The organism is Bradyrhizobium sp. WSM3983 (assembly GCF_000473045.1).
Classification (GTDB): Bacteria; Pseudomonadota; Alphaproteobacteria; order Rhizobiales; family Xanthobacteraceae; genus Bradyrhizobium.
Map to the genome: position 1 here is coordinate 423731 of NZ_AXAY01000004.1, position 6087 is coordinate 429817.

Annotated in this window: 4 protein-coding genes; all 4 read right to left on the reverse strand. The window is 65.4% G+C overall.

The genetic code is table 11. From position 1 onward, the window contains the following. Positions 1-70: 70 nt before the first annotated feature. Positions 71-1570 (reverse strand): phosphomannomutase/phosphoglucomutase, encoded by a 1500-nt coding sequence (locus tag YUA_RS0109380; RefSeq protein WP_027530453.1) that lies wholly within the window; start codon positions 1568-1570, stop codon positions 71-73. Between the two features lie 181 nt (positions 1571-1751). After that, positions 1752-2264 (reverse strand): TIGR02281 family clan AA aspartic protease, encoded by a 513-nt coding sequence (locus YUA_RS0109385; protein WP_027530454.1) that lies wholly within the window; start codon positions 2262-2264, stop codon positions 1752-1754. 163 nt (positions 2265-2427) lie between these two features. Further along, positions 2428-4902, reverse strand: a complete 2475-nt coding sequence (gene hrpB / locus YUA_RS0109390; protein ID WP_027530455.1) for an ATP-dependent helicase HrpB — start codon at positions 4900-4902, stop codon at positions 2428-2430. A 142-nt stretch (positions 4903-5044) separates the two neighbouring features. Continuing rightward, positions 5045-6087: UDP-glucose/GDP-mannose dehydrogenase family protein (locus YUA_RS0109395; protein WP_027530456.1), on the reverse strand; the 1043-nt coding region annotated here is incomplete at its 5' end.

A 6087-nucleotide genomic window follows, 5' to 3' on the forward strand; every position in this document is an offset into this window, starting at 1 on the left:
ACTGGATGCCCCGGTCAAGCCGGAGCATGACAGTGGAGAGGGAGGGATGGGTCACGCTCCCTCGATCCACTCAAATCTTCTGATTGTACTCGCCGACTTCGGGATGCGTGCGCAGCACGCTGTTCACCATCTCGAACATGTCGTGCATGCGCTGCTCGGAGACCGGGCTCTCGACCACGACGACGAGCTCGGGCTTGTTGGAGGAAGCGCGCACCAGGCCCCAGCTGCCGTCCTCGACCGTAACGCGCACGCCGTTGACGGTGACGAGATCGCGGATCGACTGACCGCCGATCTTGGCGCCTTGGGCCTGCAGGCCTTCGAAGTGTTTCACCACGGCGTCGATGACACCGTATTTGGTCTCATCGGCGCAATGCGGCGACATGGTCGGCGACGACCAGGTCTTGGGCAGCGCGTTCTTCAAATCGGCCATTGACTTGCCCGGCGCACGATCGAGCATGTCGCAGATCGCGATCGCCGACACCAGGCCGTCGTCATAGCCGCGTCCATACGGCTTATTGAAGAAGAAATGGCCGGACTTCTCGAAGCCTGCGAGTGCACCCGTCTCGTTGGTGCGGCGCTTCATGTAGGAATGGCCGGTCTTCCAATAGGCGGTCCTGGCGCCCTGCTTCTGCAAGACAGGATCGGTAATGAACAGGCCGGTCGATTTCACGTCGACGATGAACTGCGCATCCTTGTGGATCGCCGACATGTCGCGCGCCAGCATCACACCGACCTTGTCGGCAAAGATCTCCTCGCCGGTGTTGTCGACGACGCCGCAGCGGTCGCCGTCACCGTCGAAGCCGAGACCGACATCGGCCTTGTGATGCAGCACCGCGTCGCGGATGGCGTGCAGCATCTCCATGTCTTCCGGGTTCGGATTGTATTTCGGGAAGGTGTGGTCGAGCTCGGTGTCGAGCGGGATCACCTCGCAGCCGATCGCCTCCAGCACCGGCGGCGCGAACGCGCCGGCGGTGCCGTTGCCGCTGGCGGCAACGACCTTGAGCTTGCGCTTGAGCTTCGGGCGGCTGGTGAGATCGGCGATGTAGCGTGCCGGGTAATTCTCGTGGAACTGGTAGGAGCCACCGGCCTTGTTCTTGAAATCGGCGTTGAGCACGATCTCCTTCAACCGCGTCATCTCGTCGGGGCCGAAGGTCAGAGGGCGGTTGGCGCCCATCTTGACGCCGGTCCAGCCGTTGTCGTTGTGCGAGGCGGTGACCATGGCGACGCAGGGCACGTCGAGATCGAACTGCGCGAAATAGGCCATCGGCGTCACCGCCAAGCCGATGTCGTGCACCTTGCACCCGGCCGCCATCAGGCCGGAGATCAGCGCGTATTTGATCGAGGCCGAATAGCCGCGGAAATCATGGCCCGTGACGATCTCTTGGCTGACCCCAAGCTCGGCAATCAGCGCGCCCACCCCCATGCCGAGCGCCTGGATCCCCATCAGGTTGATTTCCTTCTGGAACAGCCAGCGCGCGTCGTACTCGCGAAAACCGGTGGGCTTCACCATCGGCTCGGATTCAAAGGCGTAGGTGTTGGGCAACAAGACGGATTTCGGCTTGGGAAACATTGAGACGGTCTCGTGAAAAGGGCTGGAATTGGTGCAGCCTTAGCGAATGCCGGGCTGCAGCGGAAGGCGGGAATGAAGGCTTATGGCGGATAATTGCGGCAGTTTGGTAACGGAAAAACGTTACGTGCCGCAGGCTAGCTCAGGGCAATATCGAAATTATCCGGTTGCAATCCGCCTGGATTTACTGCTCCAGCAGCATCTGGCCGTTGGCGTACTCAAAGCGCTTCAGGCGGGACAGGAAGGAGAGGCCGAGCAGGTTCTCGGACAACGCCGCGTCCGGCAACACCATGGCGTCGACATCGCGCACGATGAGACCGCCGACGTCCAGCATGGCGATGCGGGTGCGCGCGGCCTTGATGGTGCCGTTCGCAGTGGTGACGGTGGCGTTGTATTCGCCGCGCGAGGGACGGAGACCGAAACGGGCGGCCGAGGTCTCGTTCAGCGCCACCACGGAGGCGCCGGTGTCGACCATGAAGCCGATGCGCTGGCCGTCGATGCGGCCTTCGGTCTGGAAGTGGCCGCGGACGTCGCGGGGGATGTTGAGGCTGCGGCCGCCGGCCGGCACCGTGGTCGCCACCGCGACCGTCGCATGCGGCGCTGACGTGGCGGAGGCGGAGCTCATCTTGTCCGCCATCTGCGCCATGAAAGTGCCGAGGCCGATCATCACGGCCGCGAAGATCAAAATGTTACGCATCACACCACTTCCGAGCCGAAAGCTCGATTTCACCACGCGGCACGCCCGTCCGCGAGCGCCGCCACGGCAGAGCCGGTGTCATTTTGACGAAAAGGATGAGCGTACGGTTAATGCGGTTCCTTGAATCCTCTCCCCGCAAGAGCGGGGCGAGGGAGAAGACATGTCACGTGCCGCGGGGCTTCACCCGCCGGGTCGGCGGCGCACTCGCCGGATCCTCCGGCCAAGGATGGCGCGGATAGCGGCCGCGCAGGTCTGAACGCACGGCCGCGTAGCTACCGCGCCAGAAGCCGGGGAGATCGCGCGTCACCTGCACCGGACGCTGCGCCGGCGACAGCAACTCCAGCACCAGCGGCACCTTGCCGGCGGCGATCGACGGATGGGTGTTGAGACCGAACAATTCCTGGAGCCGCACCGCGATGGTCGGCCCCTGCTCGGCCTCATAGTCGATCGCGAGCACGCTTCCCGTGGGCGCCTCGAAATGGGTCGGCGCCTCCCGGTCGAGCCGCGCGCGCATCTCCCACGGCAAAAGCGCCATCAACGCATCGGAGAGATCGCCGGCGGAAATGTCCTTCAGCGCGATCTTGTCGTACAGCGCCGGTACCAGCCAGTCGTCGCGCCGCGCGATCAGCCCGTCGTCGGAGAGATCGGGCCAGCTCTCGCCCTCGGCCTTGCGCAAAAACATCACGCGGTCGCGCCACTGCTTTGCGGCCTTCGACCAGGGCAGCCGGTCGAGGCCAGCGGCGATCAACCCGTCGGCAAAGATCCGCGCAGTGTCCGCGGAGGGCGACACGGCAAGTGTGGCCTCGGACAGCGTGATCGCATGCAGCACGCGCTTCCGTCGTGCGCGCAGCGCCATCGCGCCGCGGTCGAAGGAGATCTCATCGGCGATGTCGATATGCTCGGCGAAATGCCGCTCGATGTCGTCCTCGGCGATCTGCGCGGCGAGCAGGATGCGGCCACTCGCGGCCGTCCCCGTCATCTCGCCGATCGCGATATAGGGGGCGCGGGCGAGTGAGGAAGTTTGCTCCACCGCGGCGCCGCGGCCATTGGCGAGCACAAAGCTGCCATTGCCGCGGTTGCGCGCAACACGATCCGGGAACGCATAAGCGAGCATCAGGCCGGTCGAGAGATCCTCCTGCTGCCCCGCCTTCTCGGACGCGGCGACCTGCGAAGCCCAGCGCCGCGCCAGGTCGCGCGCGCTCGCCGCCCGCGCCGAACGGTCGCGGCGGAACTGGTCGCGCCGGTGCTCGAGATCGGCGCTATCGCCGCCGAGCCCGCGCTCGGTGAGGATGGCCGCGATCTCAGCGGCCTCTTCGCCCGCGCCGGCGCGGTGCGAATCCACGATCATGCGCGCCAGCCGCGGCGGCAGCGCTAGCGCGCGCAGGCTCTTGCCCTCCGCGGTGATACGCCCGTCGCCATCGAGCGCGTTGAGCTCGGAGAGCAGGCTTTTTGCCTCTTTCCAGGCGGGCCCTGGCGGAGGATCAAGGAACGACAGCGCGGCAGGGTCGGCGACGCCCCATTGCGCGAGATCGAGCACAAGCGAGGAGAGGTCCGCGCTCAAAATTTCCGGCTGGGTGTAGGGTGCGAGCGACGCCGTCTGCGGTTCGTCCCACAGCCGATAACAGACGCCAGGTTCGGTACGGCCGGCGCGGCCGCGGCGTTGATCGACCGCAGCGCGCGCAGCACGCACGGTTTCGAGCCGCGTCAGGCCGATATCCGGCTCATAGCGCGGCACACGGGCGAGACCGGAATCAACGACGATGCGCACGCCTTCTATCGTCAGCGAGGTCTCCGCGATCGAGGTCGCCAGCACGACCTTGCGCATGCCTTTGGGAGCGGGCGAGATGGCGCGGTCCTGCACGGCGGCATCGAGCGCGCCGAACAACGGCACGATCTCGATGGAAGCATCCTGCACGCGTTCGCCGAGAAAGTTCTGGGTGCGGCGGATTTCGGCGGCGCCCGGCAGGAAGGCGAGCACCGAGCCGCTATCAGCACGCAACGCGGATGCAATCGCGTCGGCCATCTGCCGCTCGATCGGCGCATCCGCCTTGCGACCGAGATAGCGCGTCTCCACCGGATACGCGCGGCCCTCGCTCTCGACGACAGGCGCCTCGCCAAGCAGCTTTGCGACTCGCGCGCCGTCGAGCGTGGCCGACATCACCAGGATGCGCATATCCTCGCGCAAGCCGAGTTGCGCATCGCGCGCCAGCGCCAGACCCATGTCGGCGTCGAGCGAGCGTTCGTGGAATTCGTCGAACAGGATCGCGGCAACGCCGGAGAGCTCGGGATCGTCGAGGATCTGGCGGGTAAAAATGCCTTCGGTCACGACCTCGATGCGAGTCGCGCGCGAGATCTTCGAGCCGAAGCGGACGCGATAGCCGACAGTTTCGCCGGCGCGCTCGCCAAGCGACTTGGCCATGCGATCGGCGCTGGCGCGCGCGGCGATACGCCGTGGCTCGAGCACGATGATCTTTTTGCCCTTGGCCCACGGCGCATCGAGCAGCGCCAGCGGCACGCGCGTGGTTTTGCCGGCGCCGGGAGGGGCCACCAGCACGGCCGCATTGTGCGCCTCCAGCGTGCGCGAGAGGTCGTCGAGCACGGCATCAATCGGGAGGGGCGTGTCGAAGTTGCGGGGCAAATATCTCGGTCCCGTCATCACCCGCCTTGTGCGCAATTGCGCACTGGGGCGGGTGATCCAGTAAATTCAGATCCCAATCATCACGAAGATCGGGGTTACTGGATACCCCGCTTTCGCGGGGTATGACAATCATATGTAACTATCAGCCCTGGACTGGCGGGCGGCCGATGCTCTCATAGGTGAAGCCGGCGGCAGCCATGTCTTCGGGGCTGAAGATATTGCGGAGGTCGACGACGATGGGCTGCGCCATCACGCTCTTCAAGCGGTCGAGATCGAGGCCGCGAAACTGCACCCATTCGGTGACGACAACAAGCGCGTCCGCGCCATCAGCGCAGGAATAAGCGTCCTCGCAATAGGTGATGCTGGGCAGCTCGCCCTTGGCCTGCTCCATGCCGACCGGGTCGAACGCCTTCACCTTCGCGCCCATGTCGAGAAGGCCGGTCACAAGCGGAATCGACGGCGCATCGCGCATGTCGTCAGTGTCGGGCTTGAAGGTGAGACCGAGCACGGCGATAGTCTTGCCGCGCAGCGAGCCGCCGAGCGCCTGGCTTACTTTCCGCGCCATCGCACGCTTGCGGTTCTCGTTGACGGCGAGCACGGATTCGACGATGCGCAAGCTCACGTCGTAATCCTGCGCGATCTTGATCAGCGCCTTGGTGTCCTTCGGGAAGCAGGAGCCGCCGAAGCCCGGACCGGCATGCAGGAATTTGGTGCCGATGCGGTTGTCCAGCCCNATGCCGCGCGCGACNTCCTGGACGTTGGCGCCGACCTTNTCCGAGAGATCCGCGATCTCGTTGATGAAGGTGATCTTGGTCGCGAGGAACGCGTTCGCGGCGTATTTGATCATCTCGGCGGTGCGGCGCGCCGTGAACATCAGCGGCGCCTGGTTCAGCGACAGCGGGCGATAGACATCGCCCATCACCTTGCGGCCGCGCTCGTCGGACGTGCCGACGACGACGCGATCGGGATACTTGAAGTCGCGGATCGCNGCGCCCTCGCGCAGGAATTCGGGGTTGGAGGCGACGACGACGTCGGCCTTGGGGTTGGCCTCGCGGATGATGCGCTCGACCTCGTCACCGGTGCCGACCGGCACGGTCGACTTGGTCACCACGACGGTGAAGCCGGACAGCGACTGCGCGATCTCTTTCGCGGCAGCGTAGACGTAGGAGAGATCGGCATGGCCGT